Below are 23866 nucleotides of genomic sequence, written 5' to 3'. Positions count from 1 at the left end.
CCGCTGACCTCGGGCACTACAGCGCTGACAACTATGACCATGGTCAACGACCTCGAAACCCGCCTCCGCCGCGACGCATCGCATGTCGGCTTGCTCGCGGCGCTTATCAGCTGCGCTACTTCCAACGATCAGATCGGCTGGGGTCTGCAGCTGACCAGCCGCAGAGCGGAGTGCTTCTGTGTGCTTCCCGCCGGCCTGTTTGGCGGCGTTCTTGCGTGCGTGGTTCTTGACCAGGATTCTCCGAGGTCGTTCCCGCGCTCCGACCTGAATCAGATGGTGTGGTGTGTCGCCAGGGCGGAGCCCTCGCGTTCGCGCGTGATGCGGTGCACCTTGTCCTCGATGCTGAGGGGCGCGGGCCGCTGCAGCTCGGAGATGAGGGGCGTGCGAGCACCTCACCCACCACATGCGAGGCGCGCCGCCACCGTTGTGCGCTGTATCAGCGCCAACCGATGAGGCGAAGGCCAGTCAGCCGTTCCCGGTGTCGCGACGAACGAACATGAACGAAGCACTGCTCACCAGCAGTGCCGCCCACGCGGCCATCACGAGGCCACCTGGCAGCGGATCGAGGAGACCGACGCCGGCATACGAGGTGAGGAGTTGGATCCCTGCGAGATCAGGCAGGAACTTCAGCGGTGGCAAGACGCTGACGAGGGAGATGGTGAGGCCCAGGACGAGCGGTATCAGCACGATGAGGGTGACGATGAACGTGCGGGCGAGGGCGGTGATCGATGCGGCAATCAGGGCTATAAGGGCATAGTTGATGCTGACTGTCAGCAGGTTCAGGGCCATTGCTGGTGTGAACTCGCTCACCCTCAGCCCGTGCTCACCGAGCGCTGCGTGTTTGAGTAGGACCGCAGCGCTCGTAGCGATGACGCCGACTGCCAGCGCAAGCGCTGCAATGACAACAAGTTTTGCCCCAAACACACGTCCGCGCTGGGGGGTCGCCAGGAGAGTCGTTCGAAGACTCCCATGGAGGTATTCGCCGCCTACGATGAGCGCTGCGAGAAGAATGACGAGGGGCTGTCCGAACCCTGCAGTTTCGAAACCGTGTGCCACCGGCCGGAGCGCTGCACTGGCTGGTGAGGATGGGTCGAATGCAAGGCCCGACGCCAGTGCGAGGGCGGGGGGCGCGACGAGCGCGGCAGCAGTGGTGACCTGAACGCTGCGCAACGTGAACGCCTTGGTGAGCTCGGCGTGGATTGTGCGGATCATGCTCTCCGGCCTCCTGGGATCTACAGGTCTCGTCGAGTGAACGAGATTGCCGCAGCGATCAGCAGTGATGCGGCCCAGCCCGCTTGGACAAGTCCGCCAGTGAGCGGCTCGAGTACGGTGCCGGATGCGGGATCGCTGTGCATCGCAGCACCAGCCGTGATCGGCAAGAACCTCGCACCGTCCCAGAGACCGGCGAGAAAGTCGCCTATGCCGATTACGAGGGGGGTGATGAGGATGAGCGGCAGAATGGCAGATCGCGCCAAAGTACCGATCGCGAACGTGATGACCGCGGTGAGGACCCATGCCACGGTGACGCCTGCGAGGTTGGACCAGATCGCTTCGTTCAGTGTCCACGGGTCAACACTCGTCTGGCCTGCGGAGTGCGTGATGGCAATGGTGCCCCACATCGTCAGGAACGCTGTGGCCGCGACAAGGACCGTCAGCAGCGCTACCTTCACGATGAACACCCGAAGCCGTCTGGGGGTGGCCAACAGCGTGGTCCTGAGCTGTCCTCCCGAGCCATACTCGCTTCCCGCCCAGAGCGCGGAGATCGCGACGACCAGGACATAGCCGAATCCGGCCATCTCGAAGCCTTGAAACTCAAGCGGGATTGGCTCTGATGAGAACAGGAGGGGATCATCTGCGGGCAGGTCAACGCCGGAGCTAGCGTTCGATAGTGCCATGGGCCATGTACCGAGGATCGTCACCAACACGAGGATCCAGGTCGCTCTGGAGCTGACGAGCTTCATGGTCTCGGCTGCGAACAGAGCGATAGTGGTTTGCAGTGCTGTGCGTGAGGGCAACCTCGAGCTGACGTTGGAGTGGGTCATCGCTCTCCCTCTCTGCGTCCGGATGCGCGATAGTCGGAGCACTCTTCAGTGAGCGCAAAAAACGCACCCTCCAACGTGCTGTGTGGGCCTCTGACGTCGGCCGCAAGCCCTTGTGCGACGACACGACCCTGAGCGATGACGACGTAGTCGTCAGCCGCCTCTTCCATCTCGCTCATGAGGTGGCTGGAGACAAGCACGGTCTTCCCGTCTTCCGCTTGCGCGCGCAGGAACCGCCGAATCCATCGGATCCCGTCTGGATCCAGGCCGTTCGTCGGTTCGTCAAGGACGAGGACTTGAGGGTTGCCGAGGATGGCGGTGGCGATGCCCAGGCGCTGTCCCATGCCGAGCGAGAAGCCGCTGATGCGCGTCCGAGAGGCATCTGCGAGCCCCGTGTGCACGAGCACTTCGTCGACACGTCTGGCGGGGATCCCATTCGATTGCGCCACCCATCGCAAGTGCGCGCGTGCGGTGCGATCTTTGTTCGCGCCGGGACCGTCGAGCATCGCGCCGACCTCCCACAGAGGCTGGCGTATGGATCGATACGGCTTTCCGTCGATCAGTGCATGCCCGGAGGTCGCTCGGTCGAGGCCAAGGAGGATGCGCAAGGTCGATGACTTCCCAGCGCCGTTGGGGCCGAGGAACCCTGTGACCCGGCCGGGCCGCGCGGTGAAGCTGACGTCGTCAACGACTGCACGCGAACCGTGTCGCTTGGTCAGGTGGTGTACTTCGATCATGTCTCCAGCCAACCGTGCGGGACGAGCCGGGGCAGTCTGCGAGCGTCGACAGTCTTGACGCAGCCGACATTTCCGTCGCATCCCGGTTTGCGTGACAGGGCGTGTGGGTGGGGACGGCTACAGAGCCGGCGATCCCAGCCCTACCAGGCCGTTCTCGTAGGCGACGACGACAAGCCCAGCTCGGTCACGGGAATCGAGCTTCGTCAGAATGCGACTGACGTAGGTGCGCACCGTCGTCACCGTGACGAACAGAGCCGCCGCGATCTCAGCGTTGGAGAGCCCGCGGCCGACCAACACGAGGGTCTCTCGCTCACGATCTGTCAAGGACGAAACGCTTGCGTCGGCTTGCCGGGAGGAGAACTGACCGATGAGCCGCTTCGTGACCTCAGGCGCCAGGAGAGCATTGCCCTCGTGGGCGACGCGGATCGCACGCAGAAGCTCCGATGGCGGGCTGTTCTTCAGCAGGAATCCCGACGCCCCGGCGCGCAGAGCTTCAAACACATACTCGTCCAGATCGAACGTCGTCAGCACGATCACTCGCGGGCACTGCGGGGCGTGAGAGTCGCGACGTACGCCAAGGCTGCGAGTGGCCTCCAGGCCATCCATGCGAGGCATCTGCACATCCATCAGAATCACATCGGGACGGTGCGCATCCACCAGACTCAAAGCCGAGGCGCCGTTGGACGCGTCCGCGACGACACGCATGTCCGGCTCTGCGTTGATGAGCAGTCGCAATGATTCCCGAATGGCGCGTTCGTCGTCTGCGATGAGCACTCGAATCTCATTCATTGTCGGACCACCTCAGGCGACAACGGAATCGTTGCAGTCACGACGAAGCCAGGCTGAGGCGCTGCTGCATCCGAGGCGATTCGAAGAGTGCCTCCGACGAGCGCGACGCGCTCTCGCATCCCGGTCAAGCCATGCCCTTCCCGCAGCTTACTGACGCCGCGGGCAGGAGATCCGGTGCCGTCATCGCGAACCTCAAGCTCGACGCTCGCTGCGAGGACCTTCACCCTGATTGACATCGAAGAGGCCGACGAATGACGGATGACGTTTGTCGTCGCCTCCTGGGCGACACGGTAGAGCGTCGTATGCACGTGCGCCGGCAATCCGTCGAGTTCAACCCCGATCGGGGCGTCGAATGCGGTGTGTATCCCCGCTCGCTGTGCTGCGCTGACAACGTCAGTGAGCGAAGCGGAGAACGGCGAAGACAAGGCAGCGGCCGTCGCCCCTGAAGGCACGCGTTCGGAGCGCCTCTCTGGCACGTTCGGCGGGCCGGAACTGCTCTGCTCACTCACGGCCGCCAGGGCCAGGGAGCCCTCGACGCTCGATCGCTCGTGATGCAGCAACGTCTTCAGTTCTGCGAGCGAGCGACGTGCGTCCATCTCGATATGGCGCAGCGCTTCTCGGAGTTCGTCCTCGTCCAGTGTGGTGACGTGTGCGGAGACACCAGCATGTACCCCGATCGCGCCCAGCGAGTGCGAGAGCACGTCGTGCACGTCTCGTGCCAGACGGAGCCGCTCTTCCGTTCGAGACCTCAACGCGGCATCGCTGCGAGCCTCGCGGGTGCGCACGCCGAGGAACCATGCCGCCGAGAGCACTATTGCGCCTAGCAGTAGGTCCCGCAGGCGGTCTTCGACTCCTTCGGCACGGAAGCCGAGCGCAACCAGGAGCAGTGCCGCGCCGGACGCGACCATCCACCAGGGCATCATCTGGACGTTCCGCCGTTCGGAATAGACGAGCACGCACCAGCCAGTCAGCACGAACGGGTCGAAAGTCATGCCAAGTGTCCATGCGAGACAGGTCGCCAGTAGTGAGACTGCGACGGTGAGTGCCGGCCATTTCCTCCGCAGAAGCATCGCCATGAGCACGATCGTCGCCAAGCTGAGCTGCAATACGCGCGATGCCGTGTCCGGCGTTTCCGCCGTAAGCCACAGGACGGCGATCAGCATGATCCCGACAAGCGCATCCCGGAGCGTGGATACCCACCTTCCATCACCGGTCATGCGGCCTCCCTATCGTGTCGTGCTTCTCACCTGATCGCAGATCCGAACCGCCGCGGGCTACCCCTCGGCGTGAGTCAATAGCTGATGCTCAGCAAGCTCGCGGTAAAGAGCTGTCGACGCGACCAGCTCCTCATGTGTACCTCTACCGACGATCTTGCCCTTCTCTAACACGAGAATCTGGTCAGACGCGATGACGGTCGAGAGCCGATGTGCAACCACAAGCAACGTTCCACCACGTACACCCCTTCGGGAAGTGGTAGGCGGGGACCTATTTCTGACCTGACATTCGCCCAAATACCCGCTCGGTGCCGGAAGTTCCAACATCCGTCCTCTCCCTACATCCGCGTGATCACAGCGAGTATGGAGAGTTTCGAGTAGGGCGGGCGGGACTTGAACCCGCGATCGTTGGGTTATGAGCCCACTGCCTTAACCAGCTTGGCCACCGCCCCGTGAGCACCAGCCTACCGGTCGACCTCGGTCAGATCGGCGTCGCCTCGGCGTGCGTCTGCTGGTGCCCCAGGTAGATGTCCGCGTTCGCGATCAGTCCTGCGCGTTCCTCGTCGCTGAGCGTCCGCCGCACCTTCGCAGGCACCCCCGCCACCAGCGAGCCGTCTGGCACCTCGGTTCCCCCGAGCACGACAGCGCCGCCGGCGATGAGGCATCCCGCACCGATGATCGCGCCGCTGAGGATCACGGCTCCCATGCCGATGAGCGTTCCGTCTCCGATCGTGCACCCGTGGACCACGGCATTGTGGCCGATCGAGACCTTCGCGCCGACGGCGACGGGATGTCCGGAGTCGACATGGACCGACACGTTGTCCTGCACGTTGCTCCCGGCGCCGATCACGATGCCCGCCGAATCACCGCGGAGCACGGCGTTGTACCAGACGCTCGCTCCCGCAGCCAGCGAGACGTCGCCGACGATACGTGCGCCGTCTGCGACGAACGCATTTCCGTCGATCGAGGGAGTCTTCCCGGGGAGTACGAGAACGGAGGATCCGGCAGCGATGCTCATGAGGCGAGACTACCCTCACCTCCCCCGATTTCCGCGTGATTCCGGGGCACTAAGCCGAGCCTTCGCTTGCTTGCGGAATGTTTTCAAGTGAGTAGCGTTGTCTTCATCAGGTACGAGAAGAGCACTTCAGAGGAGCCGAAGATGAGCAAGGTACAGACCGTTTCCACCACCGCCAGCGACCCGACCGTGGCAGCTGCAGCGGCACAGTTCCTTTCGCCCGTCGTCCTCGGACTTCAGGCGCTCACGGTCAACGGCAAGCAGGCGCACTGGCACGTCCGCGGTGCGAACTTCGTCGGTGTCCATGAGCTGCTCGACACCATCGTCGCCCACGCCGGTGACTTCGCAGACACCGCAGCAGAGCGCATCGTCGCCCTGGGCCTCCCGATCGACGCGCGCATCAGCGCCGTGGCCGCGAAGGGCAGCGCGACCTCGGTCCCCGCAGGCTTCACGCAGTCCGACGAGCTCGTCCGCGCCGTCATCTCCGACATCGACGCGATCCTCGTCGACGTGAAGACCGCGATCGACGGTCTCGACGAGGTCGACCTCACCAGCCAGGACGTCGCCATCGAGGTGATGCGCGGACTCGAGAAGGACCGTTGGTTCCTCGTGTCGCACATCGCCGCGTAAGCAGCACCTCATGAGAGAGGGCACCGGGTTCTCCCGGTGCCCTCTCTCATTCGCGCTCGATGTCAGGCTCCGTGCGTGACACGACCGGCGACCATCGTCGCGATGATCGGCATGCCCCGCAGGTCACTGCCCGACGCGGTCAGCGGGTCGAACCCGCACAGCACGATGTCAGCGACCTCTCCCGGTCGGAGAGCCGTGCGCACACTCGCCTGAAGAGCCTGCTCACGCGTCAGCCGCTCTTCAGGGTGCCACGGGTCGCGGTCGTCATCGGTGCGCGTCACGGCCGCGGCGATCGCCTGCCACGGGTCGAGGGGAGCGACGGGGGCATCCGAGCCGAACCTCAGCTCCACTCCCGCGTCGCGCAGGGCACCGAGGGGGTACCCGATCGACGTCTGCCCCGCCCAGTGCTTCCCGACGAGATCGCGGTCGTCGAGAGCATGCTGCGGCTGCACGCTGGCGATCACTCCGAGCCGGCCGAAGCGGGCGAGATCCGCATGCCTCACGAGCTGAGCATGTTCGATCGTGCCCACGGCCCCCGACACGGTGAAGGCATCGAGAGCGCCGGTGACCGCACGATCCCCGATAGCGTGCACGGCGACCGATAGCCCGGCTCCCGTGGCGACTGTGAGCAGCTCGGTGAGTTCTGCGGGCGGGACCGTGAGCACTCCGAAGTTCTCGGGATCGCCAGGGTAGGAGTGCGAGCACGCCGCGGTCCGCGTCCCCAGGGATCCGTCGCTGATGATCTTCAGCGGCCCGACGTGCACCAGACCGCGTCCGGCCTCCGGCGTGTCCGGCGCGTCGTGGAGTTCCCCGGTCCGCAGCCCCGCCGCGATGGCGCGGGTCAGGTCGAACGGATAGACGGCGAACTCGACGCGATGAGAGGCGAAGCCCGCCGCCACCCGCCGCGGCCAGGCATCGGCGTTCCAGGCCATGTCGAAGTCGACGAGGCCGGTGACGCCGCGGGATGCGGCCCGCTCCCCTGCCGCCCGCACGGCGATGTCGCCACGATCCGGGTCGACGGCGTTGAGCCTGCGGGAGATCTCGAACGCGTCCTGTTCGCGCAGCATCCCATCTGCACTCGTGAAGCCTTCGAGCGACAGCGCGGCGGAGTTGAGCCACGTGCTGTGGACGTCGGCATTGATCAGGTATGTGGGTATCGACCCTGTGGCGCCGTCAAGGAGCGCGAGGGTCGGCACATCCGGCCACATGGCGTCTCGGAACCCGCTGCCGACCTTGCGGCCGTCCGGCAGCGGCGCGGATGCCGACATGATCGCCGCTGCCTCCGCCGCCGACGCCGCTCCGCCCAGAGCGACACGCTCGGTCGCGAGGGCCCACTGCACGGTGTGCACGTGGTTGTCCCACAGACCCGGCACCGCCCAGGCACCGTTCGCGTCGAGCACTTCGCCCTGTGGGGCGATCGCGCCGGTGGGAGCGATGTCGCTGATGCGGCCGCCGTCGATGAAGATGTCGACAGGTTCGTCGTCGATCAGGAACTCACGACCGGGGCCGGCGATCCGCACGCCCGTGATCGTCCCGAGGCGGGCATCGATACTGCTCACCTGGTGCCTCCTGCACGGGCTGCCTGGGCACGCCTCATCTCAGCGGCGAGTTCGGGCTGTGCGTACGGGCCGTCGCCCTCGAGCTCCGCGATCACGGTCTCGACGGTCTCGGCGGGCTTGTTCTGGCTGAGCTTGCGCTTCGCGACCACGCGGGTGGGGGTGAGCCGGAAACCGACCGTCCCGGCAGCGAGTCTGGCGACGAACGCCGGGTCGTTCGGGCGCTCCCACATGCCGCGCGGCTCCGGCATCCGACCCTCGAACCGGTCGACGAGGCGATCGAGCACAGCGAGGTTCTCTTCTTCACTGAGTATCTCGGGGACTCCCGCCAGGTGCACGGCGGTGTAGTTCCAGGTCGGCACGGCCTGGACGTCGCCGTACCAGCCCGGCGAGATGTAACCGTGCGGGCCCTGGAAGACGACGAGGAGCTCCCGCTCCCCCATGCCGTGGATCAGGTCGTCTGGCCGGCCGACATGTCCGACGATCGTCAGGTCGTCGCGATCATCGTCGAGCAGCGCCACATAGTGCGATGACACGAGTCCGTGCGGACCGTTGCTCACGATCGTCGTCCATGGGTTCGCATCGATGACTCGCCGGATCTCGGCGACATCCGCGAGCGTGAAGCTGGGGTTCTGACGCATCGTCCCAGCCTATGGCCGCCGGCTCACGCCTGGCAGCGCGGACACCAGTACAGCTTGCGCGCGCCGATCTCCTCGAGGGCGATCTCCGTGCCGCACACACGGCACGGGAGACCTGCCCGGTGATAGACCCAATGACGGTCGTCGCGGCTCGCCATCGCCGCGCGATACTGATCGGGCGAGAGATCGTCCATGGTCATCATCTGACCGGTCTCGACTCCGATCGCGAGCAGGTTCACCCAGTCGTGCCAGAGTGCGCGGACGACGTCCTCCGGTACATCGCGCCCCGGCGTGTGGGGGTTCAACCGCTGACGGAAGAGCATCTCCGCGCGGTACACGTTGCCGATGCCGCTCACCACCGCCTGGTCCATGAGCAGCAGAGCGATCACGGTCTGCTTCTTGCGCACTGCCTGAACGAAGCGTTCCTCATTCTGCGCCGGATCGCCCACGAGCGGATCCGGGCCGAGCTTCGCGACGCTGGCCAGCATCTCCTCGGGAGTCTGCAGCACGCACGCGGTCGGCCCGCGCAGGTCGGCGGCCGTGATGTCGGTCATCAGGCGCAGCCGTACCTGGCCGACGACGGGAGGTGGCCACTCCAGTCCCTCGTAGGCGAGGCCCTTGGTCTGCTCGGACATGCGCACGTGCACTCGCGCGCGTCGTGGCGCGCCGATCGATGCGAGGGAGTTCTCGCCCGCGTCGTCGAGGATCTCGTCGTCGACCACCGTGCCCCGCTGGTTGGTCTGCCCCATGCGCCCGTTCGCGGACGCGATCGTCGGGTCGACCAGGATCTCCCCGGCGAAGTCCCATGCCCCGTAGAGGCCGAGATGAACCCTCAGCCAGAGGTCGCCTTCCGCCTCGAGGAACATCTGCTTGCCGACGGCCTGAACGCTGAGCGCCTCACGTCCGTCGAGCACGGCCGCGCCTTCGGCGAACCGGCCCTGAGGGCTCGATGCGCTCATCGCCTTGCCGACGAAGTTCCGCTCGAACTGGCGCGCGATGCGGTGGACGGAATGTCCCTCGGGCATGTCAGGCTCGCGGGTCCGGAAGAAGGGAGCCGTCGCGCTCGAAGTCCGCGATCTGACCGATACGACGGATGTGGCGCTCGTCGTGCGAGAACGGCGTCGAGATGAAGGTGTCGATGAACGAGGTCACCTCGTCGAACGTGTGCTGACGCGCTCCGATCGAGATCACGTTGGCATCGTTGTGCTCGCGTGCGAGTTCCGCCGTCGAGGTGTTCCACACCAGCGCGGCGCGGATGCCCTCGACCTTGTTCGCGGCGATCTGCTCGCCGTTTCCCGATCCTCCGAAGACCACGCCGAGCGTGTCGATCCCGGACTCCTGATCGGAGACCACAGCCTGCGCCGCGCGGATGCAGAAGGCGGGGTAGTCGTCGACGGCGTCGTATTCCACCGGCCCGTGATCCACGACCTCGTGACCGGCGCCGCGCAGGTGGTCCTGCAGTTGCGTGGAGAAGTCGAGACCGGCGTGATCGGTGGCGATATGGATGCGCATGGCATCCATCCTAGAAGCGCCGAAGGTCAGCGGGTGATCACGGGGCGACACCGGCCGCCGCGGGCTTGAACCCTGCTCGCACGTTCTCGCAGCATCCGGGTCGGCACACGTCGAAGGCGCCGGGCAGCGCGGTGACGTGCGGTCGCTCCTCGTTCGGTCGTCCCTCGAGACGCTCGATGATCAGATCCACGATGCCCGACACGAACGACGGGGCGACGCCCGGGGTCGGCGTCCGCGTGAATGCGAGCCCCGCCTCTTCTGCAGCCTCCGCGGCCTCGGTGTCGAGGTCCCACAGGACCTCCATGTGGTCGCTCATGAATCCGACCGGAACCACGGCGACGGCTTTCCGGCCACGCTCCGGCAGCTCACCGATCACGTCGCACACGTCGGGCTCGAGCCACGGCTGCGAAGCGGGGCCGGAGCGGGACTGGTAGACGAGTTCCCACGAGACGTCCGAGGCAGCGGGAATGCTCGCGCGCACCCGATCCATGACCCAGGCGGCGACGGCGAGGTGCTGCGCGGCATAGGCTCCGCCCTCGCCCCAGTCGATGTCCCTGGCGCCCGAGCGCTCGGCGTCGGCGGTCGGGATGCTGTGGGTGGAGAAGAGGATCTGGATGTCCGCGGCGGCGATGCCCTCGCCGAGGAACGTCTCGACCGCTTCCCGCACGCCGGTCTCGAAGGACTCGACGAACCCGGGGTGGTCGTAGAACGGACGGATCTTGTCGATCGTCACCGTCTCACCGAGCTTCGTGTCCTCGAGGACGCGCGCGAAATCCTCCCGGTACTGGCGGCAGCTCGAGAAGGAGCTGTAGGCGCTGGTGGCGAATGCGAGGAGCGTCGTCTTGCCGTCAGCCGCGGCCTCCGTCACGACCTCCTCGAGATAAGGGCTCCAGTTGCGGTTTCCCCAGTAGACGGGAAGATCGATCCCGCGACGCGCGAGTTCGCCCTCGAGCGCCTCTTTGAGGATGCGGTTCTGCCCGTTGATCGGGCTGACCCCGCCGAAGTGGCGGTAGTGGTGGGCGACCTCTTCGAGACGCTCGTCAGGGATTCCTCGACCTCGCGTCACGTTGCGGAGGAAGGGGATGACGTCGTCCTGTCCCTCAGGGCCCCCGAACCCGGCGAGCAGGATGCCGTCGTAGGCCACCGGGGTGGTCATATACGGCGCGCCGGAGGCAGCAGCATCGGAAGCAAAGAGGACGGTGTTCGGCTCGATCGCGGTCACCCCTCCATTCTTTCATCTCCTGGAAGTGAGTCAGGCCGCCATGCTGGCGTAGGCTGTCATGGTTGCCGTGGGCGCCAACTGCGCTGGGTTGCGGCAGCATCCCCTCACCCCTGGGAGTACCGCTGTGCCTGGAGAGAACCTCACCCGCATCGAAGCGCAGGAGCGCCGCGACGTCGTCGACACCCAGTCGTACGAGGTCTCGCTCGACCTGACGAAGGGTGCCGAGGTCTTCGGCTCCCGCAGCGTCGTGCGCTTCACCGCGACACCGGAGAGCTTCACCTTCATCGATCTGATCGCCCGGGAAGTCCGCGAGATCTCGTTGAACGGCGAGCAGCTCGATCCCGACGAGGTCTTCGCCGACTCGCGCATCGCCCTCTCCGGCCTGCAGGCCGAGAACGTCCTCGTCGTCGACGCCGACTGCGAGTACACGAACACCGGCGAGGGCCTGCACCGATTCGTCGACCCGGTCGACGGTGAGGTCTACCTCTACTCGCAGTTCGAGGTTCCCGATTCCCGTCGTGTCTTCGCGGTGTTCGAGCAACCCGACCTCAAGGCGACGTTCCAGTTCACGGTGACGGCACCGGCATCCTGGAAGGTCGTCTCGAACTCCCCCACCCCCGAGCCGATCGTGCACGACGACGACACCGTCGCCACCTGGGGCTTCGAGCCCACTCCTCGGATCTCCTCGTACATCACCGCCCTCGTCGCCGGCCCCTACGAGTCCACGTTCTCGGAGCTCACCAGCGCATCCGGCCGGGTGATCCCTCTCGGCGTCTACGGTCGCAAGAGCCTGTGGCAGCACCTCGATGCCGACTACATCTTCGACAAGACCCGTGAGGGCTTCGCCTATTACGAGTCCAAGTTCGACGTCCCCTACCCGTTCGCCAAGTACGACCAGCTCTTCGTCCCCGAGTTCAACGCGGGCGCCATGGAGAACGCGGGCGCCGTGACGTTCACCGAGACGTACGTGTTCCGCAGCAAGGTGACCGACGCCGTCAAGGAGCGTCGCGTCGTCACGATCCTCCACGAGCTCGCGCACATGTGGTTCGGTGACCTGGTCACCATGAAGTGGTGGAACGATCTCTGGCTGAACGAGTCGTTCGCCGAGTGGGCATCCACGATCGCCACCGCCGAGGCCACCGAGTGGACCGAGGCATGGACGACGTTCAACGCGATGGAGAAGACCTGGGCGTACCGCCAGGACCAGCTGCCGTCGACGCACCCGATCACCGCGGTGATCAACGACCTCGAGGACGTGCAGGTCAACTTCGACGGCATCACCTATGCGAAGGGCGGCTCGGTCCTCAAGCAGCTCGCCGCGTGGGTGGGCATCGAGGAGTTCTTCGCCGGCGTCTCGCAGTACTTCAAGAAGCACTCGTGGGGCAACACCGAGCTGAGCGACCTGCTCGTCGAGCTCGAGGCGACCAGCGGCCGCGACCTCAGCACCTGGTCGAAGAAGTGGCTCGAGACCGCCGGCGTCAACACGCTGGAGCCGGTCATCGCCGAGGACACGGACGGAACGATCTCGCGCTTCGCCGTCACACAGACCGCGCCGGCCGACTACCCCACGATCCGTCCGCACCGCCTAGGCATCGGCTTCTACAACCTCACCGGCGGCGCGCTGGTGCGCAGCCACTATGCCGAGGTCGACGTCGACGGCGACCGCACCGAGGTACCGGAGCTGCACGGCATCACGCGCCCCGACCTCGTCCTTCTCAACGACAACGACCTCGCCTACGCGAAGATCCGCCTCGACGAGCGCTCGCTCGCCACGGCGATCGCGCACCTCGCGGACATCAGCGATCCTCTCGCCCGTTCCCTCGTCTGGGGCGCAGCCTGGGACCAGACGCGCGATGCCGAGACCGCCGCGACCGACTACATCGATCTCGTGCTCGGCAACATCGGTCGTGAGACCGAGTCGACCACGGTGCGCACGACGCTCGCGCAGCTCCGCACTGCGGCGACCCTGTACGTCACGCCCGAGACGCGCCTCGCGGCGCGCCAGAAGGTGGCAGACGGTCTCTGGGCGCTCGCCGAGGCCGCCGAGTCCGGCAGCGACAGCCAGCTGCAGTTCGTCACGGCCTTCGCCAACGCGCTGGTCACGCCGGATCACGCCGGCATCATCGGTCGACTGCGGTCGGGTGAGGAGACTCTCCCCGGGCTCGAGATCGACGCCGACCTCAACTGGCAGCTCCTCGTCGGTCTCGCCACCATCGGCGCCACGGATGCCGCATCCATCGACGCGGCGCTCTCGTCCGACAACACCGCGAAGGGCGGCGAGTTCGCCGCTCAGGCCCGCGCCGCACTTCCGGACGCCGCATCGAAGAAGGCCGCCTGGGCTTCGCTGATCGAGCGCGATGACGCTCCGAACACGATCGTTCGCTCCGCAGCCCTCGGGTTCGTGCACCCCGCGGGGGCCGAGTCGCTGCGCGCGTTCGTCCCTGCGTACTTCGACATGCTGATCCCGATCTGGGAGTCGCGCACGTACCAGATCGCCCAGTACCTGATCGTCGGTCTGTTCCCGACCGCGATCGCCGACGTCGAGCTCCGCGACTCCACGCGGGCGTGGCTCTCGGCTCACCAGGACGCCGCCCCTGCGCTGCGTCGCCTCGTGCTCGAGAACCTGGCTGACGTCGAGCGCGCGCTCGCGGCGCAGTCCCGCGACGCCGAGGACTGAGACTCGTCTCCCGATCAGGCCTCTGCGCGGTGCGTCCAGCCCGCGCAGAGGCCTGATCGCTACTCTGGAGGGGATGATGCAGCCAATCGAATCAAACCCCGATCCCGCCGAGGTCACGCTCCCTGATTGGTGGATGGACGCTGTCACCGTCCTTCGCGACGTGGGGCTCCAGGCGCTCGGCGTCGTCGCGATCATCGCGGGATGCGTCCTGATCGCGCTGGTGCTCCGCGTCGTGATCCGCCGCATCGTGCACCGCATCGTCGACAGCGCCAAGAACAAGGCTGCGGTCGACGACACCCAGGCCCTCGAGCGGTCCCCGCTGGCCGACATGCGCCTGGTGCAGCGCACACGGACTCTCGGGACGATCCTGCAGAACATCGTCAACGTGATGCTCGTGGTGATCGCGATCGTCCTCGTGGTCAATCATCTCGCTCCGACCCTCCTCGGCTCCCTCACTCTGCTGACGGCAGCCGTCGGTGCCGGTCTCGGTTTCGGCGCGCAGAACATCGTCAAGGACGTCCTCAACGGCATGTTCATCGTCGCGGAGGATCAGATCGGCATCGGCGATGTCGTCGACCTCGGTCTCGCGTCTGGTGTGGTCGAGTACGTCAGCGTGCGCATCACCCAGGTGCGAGACGTCAACGGCACGCTCTGGTATGTGCGCAACGGCGAGGTCACCCGCATCGGCAACATGTCGCAGGGCTGGGCGCGCGCGATCATCGATCTCGGCGTCCCGGTGGATTCGGACCTCGAGAACGTCGAGAAGATCATGCTCGACACTGCACTGAGCCTCTCGAAGGACCCGAAGTGGCGCACGCGCATCATCGAGAAGCCGGAGCTGTGGGGCCTCGAATCGATCGACGGCGACGCTCTCGTCGTCCGACTCGTCATCAAGGCCAGAGCCAACGCGAAGGATGACGTCGCGCAGGAGCTGCGCAAGCGTCTGCGCGCCGCCCTCCTCGAGAACGAGATCTCCTTCCCGAGCATGACCACCGTGATCCCCACCGGGCTCGACGGCGCTCGTCGGGTGCGCGGCGCCAATCCGCCCAAGACGCGTCCGAACGCTGTCACGGGCGTGCCCGTGATCCCGGACCGCGGAATCTGGCGGCGCAAGAAGAACACCGACGACGGGAGCCCGCAGAAGTGACTTTCTACGACGAGGTCGGCGGTCGCGAGACGTTCTCGAAGATCGTGTCGGTGTTCTACCGCGAGGTGGCGCTCGACCCGGTCCTCAAGCCGATGTATCCCGAAGACGATCTCGGTCCTGCCGAGGAGCGCCTCCTGATGTTCCTCGAGCAGTACTGGGGCGGCCCGACCACATACGGCGAGACCCGCGGACACCCGCGACTGCGCATGCGGCACATGCCGTTCCACGTCGATCCCGATGCGCGCGATCGGTGGCTGCGTCACATGCGGACGGCTGTGGACGAAGCGCAGTTGTCGCCGCTCCACGAATCCACGCTGTGGGACTATCTCGAGCGCGCCGCGTATGCCATGGTGAACACATTCGAGCCGTCAGGCATCGGCACATCCGCAGCAGGGCGCCCCACGCTCGAAACGCGATCACGTCAGGAATCAACGGAGAACACATGACGAACACGCCCCTGTCTGCAGACGTCCTGGTCATCGGATGGGGGCTCGCCGGGCTCGTCGCCGCCGGCGAGGCGCTGGATGCCGGCCGTCGTGTGATCCTGATCGATCAGGAGCCGCGCACGAACCTCGGCGGACAGGCGTGGTGGTCGTTCGGCGGCCTGTTCTTCATCGATTCACCCGAGCAGCGTCGCATGGGCATCCGCGACTCGCTCGCACTCGCCACGCAGGACTGGTTCGGAACCGCGGCCTTCGATCGCCCCGAAGACGACTGGCCGCGACGCTGGGCCGAGGCCTACCTGCAGTTCGCGGCAGGCGAGAAGCGCGCCTGGCTGCGCGAACGGGGCGTCAGCTTCTTCCCGGTGGTCGGCTGGGCGGAACGCGGTGGCTACGGCGCTCTGGGGCCCGGCAACTCCGTTCCTCGCTTCCACATCACCTGGGGTACGGGACCAGGTGTCGTCGCCCCGTTCGTCGCCGCCCTCGAGCAGGGCGAGCGTGAGGGCCGCATCACGATCCTCCCCCGCCACCGGGTGACGGAACTCATCACGACGGATGGGGCCGTGACCGGGGCGCGTGGGACCATCCTCGAATCCACCCCGGCTGCTCGGGGGGTCGAGACCTCTCGCGCGGTCATCGGCGACTTCGAGATCAGCGCGGGTGCGACGATCGTGGCGTCCGGAGGCATCGGCGGCAACCACGACCTCGTCCGTGCGGCCTGGCCGGCAAGTCTGGGCGTTCCGCCCGAGCAGATGCTGACAGGTGTGCCCGCCTACGTCGACGGATCGATGCATGCCGTCTCCGAGGCCGCTGGCGCCCGCCTCATCAACGGCGACCGCATGTGGCACTACGTCGAGGGCATCAAGAACTGGGATCCGGTATGGCCGTCCCATGGCATCCGGATCCTCCCCGGGCCGTCCTCTCTGTGGCTCGATGCGACGGGAAGGCGGCTGCCTGTCCCGCTGTTCCCCGGATTCGACACCCTGGGCACCCTGGCTCACTTGCGCACGACCGGGCACGACCACTCGTGGTTCGTGACGTCGCGCCAGATCATCGAGAAGGAGTTCGCGCTCTCAGGCAGTGAGCAGAATCCCGACCTGACGGGCAAGGACGTCGGGCTGCTGCTCAAGTCCCGGCTTGCCAAGGGGCCGACGGGGCCGGTGCAGGCGTTCCTCGACGAGGGCGAGGACTTCATCGTCGAGAATGACCTCGAGTCCCTGCTGGAGCAGATGCGCCGCCACCCGGGCGGAGAGTCGCTCGACATCGATCACGTCCGCCGTGAGGTCGTGGCTCGCGACAGGGAGATGGACAACGATTTCACCAAGGACGCGCAGATCGGGATGCTGCGCTCGATGCGCGGATACCGGGGCGACAAGCTGATCCGCACCGCTGCGCCGCACCGGCTGCAGGACCCCGCCGCGGGACCTCTCATCGCGGTCAAGCTGCACGTGCTCACGAGGAAGTCCCTCGGCGGGATCAACACCGATCTCGACGGGCGTGCGCTCGGCGCTGACGGTGAGCCCATCCCCGGGCTCTTCGCCGCTGGTGAGGCGAGCGGCTTCGGAGGCGGCGGCGTGCACGGGTATCGCGCGCTCGAGGGCACGTTCCTCGGCGGATGCCTGTTCTCGGGTCGGCAGTCCGGCCGCGCCGCAGCGCGCTGATCCGGTCGACGGCTCGCTGCGTCTGTGCGAGCTATTCCGCCGCGCCGGTGCCGCGCACGGCCGTGAGGCCGGTCGCGACGGGACCGCGGGCGAGGACGTGGCCGCGGCGGAACGCGAGACGGGTCCATCGCCCTGACGTCATGACGGGCACATCCTCTTCACCCGAGATGAAACCGAAGGCATCCGCGGCGAACGCCACGCCTCGCGGCAGACCTCCGAGATCGTCATCGGGCTCACCCCAGATCGCCGCGCGCAGCGCACGGACCGCTTCTTCTCCCGACCCCGGCGTCGCTCCTCGCGCGACGGCGCTGATGCCCCACTGGGCTCGCTGGGCGATCACGGATGCCGTGAGGCTCGACGTCGCCTGCCACTGGCCTCGCGGCGGGGCGACTCCTGCCCACGCGGGCGAGAGGCCGGTCTCGGGAAAGGTGAGCGCCCGCTCATCGTCGGTCGGGCTGAGCGATGCCACCACGACGTCGCACTCGAGCTCGGGATCGACCTGGACGATGCGCATCGCGAGCACGGTCGGCGTCTGATCGAAGAGCCCGTGGGGTGCGAGAGCGGCTCCTGTCAGCGCGAGAACCCCGTTCGCCGCCTGAAGTCGCACGCCTTCGTCGGAGATGCGCGTCGCTCGTCCGAGGAAGGTCAGGACGTCTTTCGACGTGGCGGAATCGGCGAGAAGGAGCTGGTGCGGCACACCCTCTAAACTAGCAACGCCAGCGGCATCCGCAGTCGCGGGAAGGAAGTCATGACCGCCGACGCACACGCGATCCGCACCGTCGAACAGCTCCTGGAGGTGCTGGATCTCGACTCGACGCAGGCCCGTACGACCGAGGACATCTTCACAGGGTCGTCGCACGCGATGCCGTCCGGCCGGATCTACGGTGGACAGGTGCTCGCACAGAGCCTGCTCGCCGCCGAGAAGACTCTTCCCGAAGATCGAGCGGTGCATTCGATGCACGGGTATTTTCTGCGCCCCGGGGATGCTGGTCAGGGAATCACGATCGCTGTCGACCGCATCCACGACGGTCGGTCGTTCTCGACCCGTCGCTCGCAGGCGTATCAGAACGGCGTCCCGATCTTCTCGATGATCGCGTCGTTCCAGGACGACGATCCCGGCGTCGAGCATGCTGTGGCCATGCCTGAGGGCGTACCGTCGCCGGACTCGCTGCTGCCCGACGAGCAGCGAGTCGAGGGGCTGCCCCCAGGGACCGCCCGCATGCTGAGCGACCGAGCCGCCGACGTGCGTCACATCGATTCGCCGCTGTTCCTGCCGAGCGATGACGCGCGCGTTCCTCAGCAGGCCGTGTGGATGCGGCTGCGCGCTCCGCTGCCCGACGATCAGCGTATTCATCGCGCGGCTCTGGCATACCTGAGCGACATGACCATTCAGGAGTCGATCCTGCGCGCGCATGGCGTGTACTGGGCGCTCCCCGGACTGAAGGTCGCGAGCCTCGACCACGCGATGTGGTGGCATCGACCGGCTCGTGTCGACGAGTGGCTCCTGTATGTGCAGGAGTCGCCCAATGCCCGGGGAGGACGCGGCCTCGCACAGGGGCGGATCTACACGCAGGCCGGCGAACTGGTCGCCTCGGTCGCGCAGGAGATCATGGTCAGGGTCCCGTCGGAGGACTGACGTCGCACGAGCTCATGTCGTGCGCTCTATCCGGTCGTACGCCAGGTGCAGATCTGACGACCGGTGGCGGTCGGCAGGATCAGCTGTGGCGGGTCAAATGGATGGATCCGCTCAGCGGTGCGCGTATTCGATCGAGGGGCCGACGAACGGCTCCCACGCATCACGCATCTCCTGCGTGAGACGCGTCGGTCGCCCCGTCGCCGCATCGACGAGGACGATGATCGCCGTGGATCGGGCGTAGATCGTGCGAGGAACGGCCGCGGGGTCGTTGTGCACCTCGTAGCAGACCTCGACGCTCGAGCCACCGAGCTTGCCGAACCACATCTGCACCTCGAGCGGACGGCGCTGATACGGCACCGGGGCGAGGTACTCGATCTCCTGTCGCGCGATGAGCGTCAGGATGCCCTCGTCGAGCCCCGAGTCGAGGACCGCGGTCGATGGCGCCTGCTCACCGGGGCCCGCACGCCAGAACGCGCGCACGCGTGCTTCCTCGAGCAGCTTGAGCATCGAGGTGTTGTTGACGTGGTTGAACGCATCCAGATCGCCCCAGCGGAGGTGGATCGGGATGTGCAGGCGGGGCCCCGGTGTCAGGTCGGACATCGTCGGCTCAGTCGCGCGTGAGCTTGCGGTGCGTCGAACGGTGCGGCTTGGCGGCGTCAGCGCCGAGGCGCTGGATCTTGTTCTCCTCGTATGCATCGAAGTTACCCTCGAACCAGTACCACTGGTCGGGCTTCTCGTCGGTGCCCTCGTAGGCGAGGATGTGCGTCGCGATGCGGTCGAGGAACCACCGGTCGTGAGTGATGACCACCGCGCAGCCGGGGAACTCGAGGAGCGCGTTCTCGAGCGAACTCAGGGTCTCGACATCGAGGTCGTTGGTGGGCTCGTCGAGGAGGAGCAGGTTGCCGCCCTCCTTGAGCGTGAGGGCGAGGTTCAGACGGTTGCGCTCACCACCGGAGAGCACACCGGCCTTCTTCTGCTGATCCGGGCCCTTGAAGCCGAACTTCGATACGTACGCGCGCGAAGGGATCTCGGTCTTGCCGACGGTGATGAAGTCGAGCCCGTCGGACACGACCTCCCACAGCGTCTTATCGGGATCGATGTTCGAGCGGGACTGGTCGACGTAGCTGATCTTGACGGTCTCGCCGATCTTGAGGTCACCACCGTCGAGAGGCTCGAGGCCGACGATCGTCTTGAACAGCGTCGTCTTACCGACACCGTTCGGGCCGATGACGCCGACGATGCCGTTCGGCGGCAGGCTGAAGCTGAGATTGTCGATGAGCGAGCGCCCGTCGAAGCCCTTCTGCAGCTTCTTGGCGTCGATCACGATGCTTCCGAGGCGCGGACCCGCGGGAATCTGGATCTCCTCGAAGTCGAGCTTCCTGGTCCGCTCGGCCTCCGTCGCCATCTCCTCGTAGCGGGCGAGACGAGCCTTGGACTTGGTCTGGCGCCCCTTCGCGCTGGACCGGACCCACTCCAGCTCCTCCTTGAGGCGCTTGGCGAGCTTGGCGTCCTTCTTGCCCTGGATCTCGAGGCGTTCGCCCTTCTTCTCCAGGTAGGTCGAGTAGTTGCCCTCGTAGCCGATCAGGCGGCCACGGTCGACCTCCGCGATCCACTCGGCGACGTGGTCGAGGAAGTACCGGTCGTGGGTGATCGCGATGACGGCGCCCTTGTATGCCTGCAGGTGCTGCTCGAGCCAGAGCACGCTCTCGGCGTCGAGGTGGTTGGTCGGCTCGTCGAGCAGAAGCAGGTCGGGCTTCTGGAGAAGGAGCTTCGCCAGCGCGACACGGCGCTTCTCTCCACCGGAGAGCGGCGCGATCGCGGCGTCTCCCGGCGGGGTGCGCAGCGCATCCATGGCCTGCTCCAGCTGCGAGTCGAGGTCCCAGCCGTCTGCGGCGTCGATCTCTTCCTGCAGGGTGCCCATCTCGGCGAGCAGCGCGTCGAAGTCCGCATCCGGGTCGGCCATCAGCATGGAGATCTCGTTGAATCGATCGACCTTCGCCTTGATCGCGATGCCGTCCTGGATGTTCTCCAGCACGGTCTTGGTCTCATCGAGCTCCGGCTCCTGCATGAGGATTCCGACCGAGAACCCCGGGGAGAGCTTCGCCTCACCGTTCGACGGCGTGTCCATGCCGGCCATGATCTTGAGGATCGTCGACTTACCGGCGCCGTTCGGGCCCACCATGCCGATCTTGGCACCGGGGAGAAAAGCCATAGTGACGTCGTCGAGGATGAGTTTGTCACCCACCGCCTTGCGCGCACGAACCATCGAGTAGATGTACTCAGCCACCGAAAAAGCTCCTTCTGTTGGCGTCGAAGATCGACACTCCAGCCTACCGGCCTCTGTGCCTGTCACCGTCGAGACGAGCACAGCCACGGTGAACCATCAGAATCCGCCCCGAAGGGCGGGGATCACCAGTCGATCACGCGGGTCGCGCCGACAAGGCAGCGCCCCTCCGCGAGTTGCGGCATCACCACTGTCACGGGCGCACCCGTCGACGGGCCCACCTGTCCGACGAGACACTCCGTATCGCCCCAGCGCACCGAGAACTGGATGCTCTCGGCCGGGTTGCCGACGGTCGAGACGTCCTGAGTCACCTGCATTGCCGCCCGATCGAAACCCGCGGCGATCAACGCGTCGATGTAGGCACGGCCAGACACGTTCTGGTCCGACCCCCACACCTGAGCCGTCACCGCCGCGAACAGCGGCAGGTTGTCCTCCGCTGTACCGTCCGCGACGTACGCGGGTGCCGCGGGGCTTTCCGTCGGGCTCAGCGACGCCTCGGCATCCGTCGGTGCGGGCGTCGGGGAGGCAGTGGGGCCGCACGAGGTCAGCAACAGGATCAGCGTGGCCGCCGCGCCTGTCACGAAACCCGCACGCGATGCAGAGGAGTCCGGTCGTCGAAGCACGCCCCGAGTCTACGGTCGGACTCCCCCGCTCATGCGAACGTCCGCGGCGACGCCGCACGCGACATCCCCGGTGCGGCCCGCGTCTCAGTACGTGAGGCTCTCGGACTCGGCCGACCGACCCGCGAGAGGGCCGCCCGACGCGCCGAGTGCATCCCTGTCGGCCCATGAGGTGTCGATGTCGACCGTCTCGCCGGACGGCTCCGATGGCCGGTCGTCGTCCGCGGCGTCCACGGTCTCTGCGCCCCTGCTCCGCGCGGGCGGCTCCTGCGTCGAGCGTGTGCTGCGGCGATAGGCGGTGGTCCCCCAGCGGAGATCATGGCCGATCGCATCCGCATCGATGTCGACGCTCGTACCCTGCTTGCCGTTGTTCTCCCACGCGCGGATCTTCATCCGCCCTGTCACGATCACGCTGTCCCCTGAACGCAACGATGCTTTCGCGTGCTCCCCGAGCTGGCGAAACGCAGCGACGGAGTACCAGTTGGTCGCGACGTCGACCCATGTCTGGGTCGCGTCATCGAAGCGCCGATGGGTGCTCGCCAATCGGAAGTTGGTGACGGTGATCCCACTGGCCGTCCGCCCCTGCGTGGGGTCGGTGGCGACGTTGCCGACGATGGTCACGGTGTCGTGCATGTTCTCTCCTCTGTGGCCCGGGACACGTGCCCGGATCGCTCCAGAGTGAGCCCCGCGACCACGGTGCGAAGAGCCGCACAGCAGGGATCGTGCACAACTCCGCCGCCGGAGCTGCCGTGCAGAGGAGGTGGTGACAGTGCTCCGAGGCACGGCACCGCAATGTCGGTGGTCGATCATATGTTCGAACCACGAAAGGAGCCAGTCATGTCCGACACCCAGATCACGTCCCTGCCCGAGGTCCCGTATGCCACGCCCCGTTTGTCATCGCCGAAGGAGCATCTGGTGCGTGCCTCGGCCCACCTGTGGCGGGTGCAGGACGTCAGAGGCCGCGTCCTCGGCCACCTCCGACTGCTGCCCGATCCTCTCGGCATGCGATATCGAGCAGAGCGACTGCACCTCGCGACGGCGTCATTCAGACTGGTCGGCGACTTCTGGAGGGCCGACGACGCCGTCGCCGCCCTGCGGAACGGGTGACGACGGACGTGAACCGGCGGTGGTGCCCCCGGCAGGATTCGAACCTGCGACCAAGAGATTAGAAGGCTCCTGCTCTATCCCCTGAGCTACGGAGGCGGGCAGTTCTACCGTACCGCGCCGGGCTCTGATGTCGGTGCCGTCGATAGTATGGCCACATGGTATCTGCGTCAGAGAACGACCGCCTCGTCTGGATCGATTGCGAGATGACCGGGTTGGATCTCTCAGTCGATGAGCTCGTCGAGATCGCCGTCGTCATCACCGACTTCGAGTTGCGCCCCGTCGATCCGGGTTTCCAGGTGGTCATCCGTCCCAGTGACGCGGCGCTCGAGAACATGAACGACTTCGTGACGAAGATGCATGAGACCTCAGGACTCATCACCGAGATCCCCGACGGCGTCTCACTCGTCGAGGCCGAAGAGCAGACTCTCGCATACATCAAGCGCTTCGCCCCACTCGAGCGCAAGGCGCCACTCGCCGGCAACACGATCGGCACCGACCGGATGTTCCTCGCGAAGTACATGCCTCAGGTCGACCAGTGGCTCCATTACCGCAACGTCGATGTCTCGAGCATCAAAGAGCTCTCCCGCCGCTGGTATCCGCGGGTGTTCTTCCAGGCGCCCGCCAAGGACGGCGGTCACCGAGCCCTGGCCGACATCCTCGAATCGATCCGCGAGCTGCGCTATTACCGCGAGGCCGTCTTCGTCGACGAGCCTGGTCCCTCGAGCGACGACGCTCGCGACATCGCGACGCGCACCGTGTCAGAGTTCACTCCGAACATGTAATAGACTCATCTGGTCGCCAACTCCGGTTGGTGCATGGTGGGTATAGCTCAGCTGGTAGAGCGCTGGCTTGTGGTGCCGGATGTCGCGGGTTCGAGTCCCGTTACTCACCCCATCCAGAAGAGGTCCGAGTCGTGAGACTCGGGCCTCTTCTGCATTTCCC

At 66.3% G+C, this 23866-nt stretch carries 24 protein-coding genes and 3 tRNA genes; 9 read left to right on the top strand and 18 right to left on the bottom strand.

The window, feature by feature from the left end:
- Positions 1–465: 465 nt before the first annotated feature.
- The 7 genes from RQG77_RS12970 to RQG77_RS12940 form a co-directional block, all read right to left on the bottom strand.
- On the bottom strand, positions 466–1212 hold the full coding sequence (locus tag RQG77_RS12970) for an ABC transporter permease (protein WP_311245070.1): 747 nt from the start codon (positions 1210–1212) through the stop codon (positions 466–468).
- A 20-nt stretch (positions 1213–1232) separates the two neighbouring features.
- Complete coding sequence (locus tag RQG77_RS12965; protein WP_311245069.1) at positions 1233–2042, bottom strand: ABC transporter permease; 810 nt, start codon at positions 2040–2042, stop codon at positions 1233–1235.
- Positions 2039–2776 carry an ATP-binding cassette domain-containing protein gene (locus tag RQG77_RS12960; RefSeq protein WP_311245068.1) on the bottom strand — a complete coding sequence of 246 codons (738 nt, stop codon included), beginning with the start codon at positions 2774–2776 and terminating at the stop codon, positions 2039–2041. The genes RQG77_RS12965 and RQG77_RS12960 overlap by 4 nt, the downstream gene beginning before the upstream one ends.
- Positions 2777–2893: 117 nt before the next feature.
- On the bottom strand, positions 2894–3550 hold the full coding sequence (locus RQG77_RS12955; RefSeq protein ID WP_311245067.1) for a response regulator transcription factor: 657 nt from the start codon (positions 3548–3550) through the stop codon (positions 2894–2896).
- A gap of 11 nt (positions 3551–3561) precedes the next feature.
- Positions 3562–4782, bottom strand: coding sequence for a histidine kinase (locus tag RQG77_RS12950; protein ID WP_311245066.1), 1221 nt, complete (start codon positions 4780–4782; stop codon positions 3562–3564).
- A gap of 375 nt (positions 4783–5157) precedes the next feature.
- Positions 5158–5231: transfer RNA gene (locus RQG77_RS12945), tRNA-Ile, on the bottom strand.
- 29 nt (positions 5232–5260) lie between these two features.
- Positions 5261–5797 (bottom strand): gamma carbonic anhydrase family protein, encoded by a 537-nt coding sequence (locus RQG77_RS12940; protein WP_311245065.1) that lies wholly within the window; start codon positions 5795–5797, stop codon positions 5261–5263.
- A 141-nt stretch (positions 5798–5938) separates the two neighbouring features.
- On the opposite strand from RQG77_RS12940, the gene RQG77_RS12935 reads away from it, so the two are divergent.
- The gene (locus tag RQG77_RS12935; RefSeq protein ID WP_120492977.1) at positions 5939–6424 is read left to right on the top strand and encodes a Dps family protein; all 486 of its coding nucleotides are present in this window, start codon (positions 5939–5941) and stop codon (positions 6422–6424) included.
- A 62-nt stretch (positions 6425–6486) separates the two neighbouring features.
- Here the strand turns inward: RQG77_RS12935 and RQG77_RS12930 are convergent, their stop codons facing one another.
- Genes RQG77_RS12930 through RQG77_RS12910 form a run of 5 tightly spaced genes read right to left on the bottom strand, consistent with a single transcriptional unit; the run spans position 6487 to position 11352 of the window.
- Complete coding sequence (locus RQG77_RS12930) at positions 6487–7983, bottom strand: amidohydrolase (protein ID WP_396653413.1); 1497 nt, start codon at positions 7981–7983, stop codon at positions 6487–6489.
- Positions 7980–8621: an FMN-binding negative transcriptional regulator gene (locus RQG77_RS12925; protein WP_311245064.1), complete on the bottom strand. Its 642-nt coding sequence runs from the start codon at positions 8619–8621 to the stop codon at positions 7980–7982. The genes RQG77_RS12930 and RQG77_RS12925 overlap by 4 nt, the downstream gene beginning before the upstream one ends.
- A gap of 23 nt (positions 8622–8644) precedes the next feature.
- Positions 8645–9643 (bottom strand): zinc finger domain-containing protein, encoded by a 999-nt coding sequence (locus tag RQG77_RS12920; RefSeq protein ID WP_311245063.1) that lies wholly within the window; start codon positions 9641–9643, stop codon positions 8645–8647.
- A 1-nt stretch (position 9644) separates the two neighbouring features.
- Positions 9645–10130 (bottom strand): ribose-5-phosphate isomerase, encoded by a 486-nt coding sequence (locus RQG77_RS12915; RefSeq protein ID WP_311245062.1) that lies wholly within the window; start codon positions 10128–10130, stop codon positions 9645–9647.
- Positions 10131–10167: 37 nt separating this feature from the next.
- Positions 10168–11352, bottom strand: a complete 1185-nt coding sequence (locus RQG77_RS12910; protein ID WP_311245061.1) for a ferrochelatase — start codon at positions 11350–11352, stop codon at positions 10168–10170.
- A gap of 124 nt (positions 11353–11476) precedes the next feature.
- On the opposite strand from RQG77_RS12910, the gene pepN reads away from it, so the two are divergent.
- From pepN to RQG77_RS12890, 4 genes are all read left to right on the top strand, one after another.
- Positions 11477–14029 (top strand): aminopeptidase N, encoded by a 2553-nt coding sequence (gene pepN, locus RQG77_RS12905; protein ID WP_311245060.1) that lies wholly within the window; start codon positions 11477–11479, stop codon positions 14027–14029.
- A 73-nt stretch (positions 14030–14102) separates the two neighbouring features.
- Positions 14103–15176 carry a mechanosensitive ion channel domain-containing protein gene (locus tag RQG77_RS12900; protein WP_311245059.1) on the top strand — a complete coding sequence of 358 codons (1074 nt, stop codon included), beginning with the start codon at positions 14103–14105 and terminating at the stop codon, positions 15174–15176.
- Entirely contained in the window at positions 15173–15622 is a 450-nt protein-coding gene (locus RQG77_RS12895; protein ID WP_311245058.1) for a globin, read from the top strand. Before RQG77_RS12900 ends, RQG77_RS12895 begins: the two co-directional genes overlap by 4 nt.
- Positions 15619–17277 (top strand): FAD-binding dehydrogenase, encoded by a 1659-nt coding sequence (locus tag RQG77_RS12890; protein WP_311245057.1) that lies wholly within the window; start codon positions 15619–15621, stop codon positions 17275–17277. The genes RQG77_RS12895 and RQG77_RS12890 overlap by 4 nt, the downstream gene beginning before the upstream one ends.
- Before the next feature lie 31 nt (positions 17278–17308).
- On the opposite strand, the gene RQG77_RS12885 is transcribed toward RQG77_RS12890, so the two are convergent.
- On the bottom strand, positions 17309–17974 hold the full coding sequence (locus tag RQG77_RS12885; protein ID WP_311245056.1) for a hypothetical protein: 666 nt from the start codon (positions 17972–17974) through the stop codon (positions 17309–17311).
- A 51-nt stretch (positions 17975–18025) separates the two neighbouring features.
- On the opposite strand from RQG77_RS12885, the gene RQG77_RS12880 reads away from it, so the two are divergent.
- Positions 18026–18913: an acyl-CoA thioesterase II gene (locus RQG77_RS12880; protein ID WP_311245055.1), complete on the top strand. Its 888-nt coding sequence runs from the start codon at positions 18026–18028 to the stop codon at positions 18911–18913.
- A 111-nt stretch (positions 18914–19024) separates the two neighbouring features.
- On the opposite strand, the gene RQG77_RS12875 is transcribed toward RQG77_RS12880, so the two are convergent.
- The 4 genes from RQG77_RS12875 to RQG77_RS12860 all read right to left on the bottom strand — a co-directional run bounded on the left by RQG77_RS12875 (position 19025) and on the right by RQG77_RS12860 (position 22450).
- Complete coding sequence (locus RQG77_RS12875; RefSeq protein ID WP_311245054.1) at positions 19025–19513, bottom strand: thioesterase family protein; 489 nt, start codon at positions 19511–19513, stop codon at positions 19025–19027.
- A 7-nt stretch (positions 19514–19520) separates the two neighbouring features.
- A complete protein-coding gene (gene ettA, locus RQG77_RS12870) occupies positions 19521–21200 on the bottom strand; it encodes an energy-dependent translational throttle protein EttA (protein WP_311245053.1) in 1680 nt (559 codons plus the stop codon).
- 122 nt (positions 21201–21322) lie between these two features.
- Positions 21323–21820, bottom strand: coding sequence for a DUF6993 domain-containing protein (locus tag RQG77_RS12865; protein ID WP_311245052.1), 498 nt, complete (start codon positions 21818–21820; stop codon positions 21323–21325).
- Between the two features lie 84 nt (positions 21821–21904).
- Positions 21905–22450, bottom strand: a complete 546-nt coding sequence (locus RQG77_RS12860) for a single-stranded DNA-binding protein (RefSeq protein ID WP_311245051.1) — start codon at positions 22448–22450, stop codon at positions 21905–21907.
- A 204-nt stretch (positions 22451–22654) separates the two neighbouring features.
- On the opposite strand from RQG77_RS12860, the gene RQG77_RS12855 reads away from it, so the two are divergent.
- Positions 22655–22924 carry a hypothetical protein gene (locus tag RQG77_RS12855; protein WP_056307853.1) on the top strand — a complete coding sequence of 90 codons (270 nt, stop codon included), beginning with the start codon at positions 22655–22657 and terminating at the stop codon, positions 22922–22924.
- A 20-nt stretch (positions 22925–22944) separates the two neighbouring features.
- On the opposite strand, the gene RQG77_RS12850 is transcribed toward RQG77_RS12855, so the two are convergent.
- Positions 22945–23020, bottom strand: a tRNA-Arg gene (locus RQG77_RS12850).
- Positions 23021–23079: 59 nt separating this feature from the next.
- Between RQG77_RS12850 and orn the strand changes: the two genes are divergently transcribed.
- Together orn and RQG77_RS12840 are read left to right on the top strand one after the other, a co-directional pair.
- Positions 23080–23706, top strand: a complete 627-nt coding sequence (orn, locus tag RQG77_RS12845) for an oligoribonuclease (protein WP_311245050.1) — start codon at positions 23080–23082, stop codon at positions 23704–23706.
- 36 nt (positions 23707–23742) lie between these two features.
- Positions 23743–23818, top strand: a tRNA-His gene (locus RQG77_RS12840).
- The last annotated feature ends 48 nt before the right edge of the window (positions 23819–23866 follow it).

It is taken from the genome of Microbacterium sp. WCS2018Hpa-23 (genome assembly GCF_031843845.1).
Taxonomy (GTDB): domain Bacteria; phylum Actinomycetota; class Actinomycetes; order Actinomycetales; family Microbacteriaceae; genus Microbacterium.
The sequence above is the reverse complement of the archived record's forward strand: the minus strand, read 5'-3'. Positions and strand labels throughout refer to the sequence as shown.

Bases quoted from the DNA above. Each gene is read 5' to 3' on its own strand.
- RQG77_RS12925 (WP_311245064.1), bottom strand. From the start codon at position 8,621: ATGCGTCAGAACCCCAGCTTCACGCTCGCGGATGTCGCCGAGATCCGG.
- RQG77_RS12935 (WP_120492977.1), top strand. From the start codon at position 5,939: ATGAGCAAGGTACAGACCGTTTCCACCACCGCCAGCGACCCGACCGTG.
- RQG77_RS12875 (WP_311245054.1), bottom strand. From the start codon at position 19,513: ATGTCCGACCTGACACCGGGGCCCCGCCTGCACATCCCGATCCACCTC.
- RQG77_RS12965 (WP_311245069.1), bottom strand. From the start codon at position 2,042: ATGACCCACTCCAACGTCAGCTCGAGGTTGCCCTCACGCACAGCACTG.
- RQG77_RS12860 (WP_311245051.1), bottom strand. From the start codon at position 22,450: ATGCACGACACCGTGACCATCGTCGGCAACGTCGCCACCGACCCCACG.
- orn (WP_311245050.1), top strand. From the start codon at position 23,080: ATGGTATCTGCGTCAGAGAACGACCGCCTCGTCTGGATCGATTGCGAG.
- RQG77_RS12950 (WP_311245066.1), bottom strand. From the start codon at position 4,782: ATGACCGGTGATGGAAGGTGGGTATCCACGCTCCGGGATGCGCTTGTC.
- RQG77_RS12970 (WP_311245070.1), bottom strand. From the start codon at position 1,212: ATGATCCGCACAATCCACGCCGAGCTCACCAAGGCGTTCACGTTGCGC.
- RQG77_RS12880 (WP_311245055.1), top strand. From the start codon at position 18,026: ATGACCGCCGACGCACACGCGATCCGCACCGTCGAACAGCTCCTGGAG.
- RQG77_RS12940 (WP_311245065.1), bottom strand. From the start codon at position 5,797: ATGAGCATCGCTGCCGGATCCTCCGTTCTCGTACTCCCCGGGAAGACT.
- RQG77_RS12920 (WP_311245063.1), bottom strand. From the start codon at position 9,643: ATGCCCGAGGGACATTCCGTCCACCGCATCGCGCGCCAGTTCGAGCGG.
- RQG77_RS12855 (WP_056307853.1), top strand. From the start codon at position 22,655: ATGTCCGACACCCAGATCACGTCCCTGCCCGAGGTCCCGTATGCCACG.
- RQG77_RS12960 (WP_311245068.1), bottom strand. From the start codon at position 2,776: ATGATCGAAGTACACCACCTGACCAAGCGACACGGTTCGCGTGCAGTC.
- RQG77_RS12915 (WP_311245062.1), bottom strand. From the start codon at position 10,130: ATGCGCATCCATATCGCCACCGATCACGCCGGTCTCGACTTCTCCACG.
- RQG77_RS12890 (WP_311245057.1), top strand. From the start codon at position 15,619: ATGACGAACACGCCCCTGTCTGCAGACGTCCTGGTCATCGGATGGGGG.
- RQG77_RS12900 (WP_311245059.1), top strand. From the start codon at position 14,103: ATGATGCAGCCAATCGAATCAAACCCCGATCCCGCCGAGGTCACGCTC.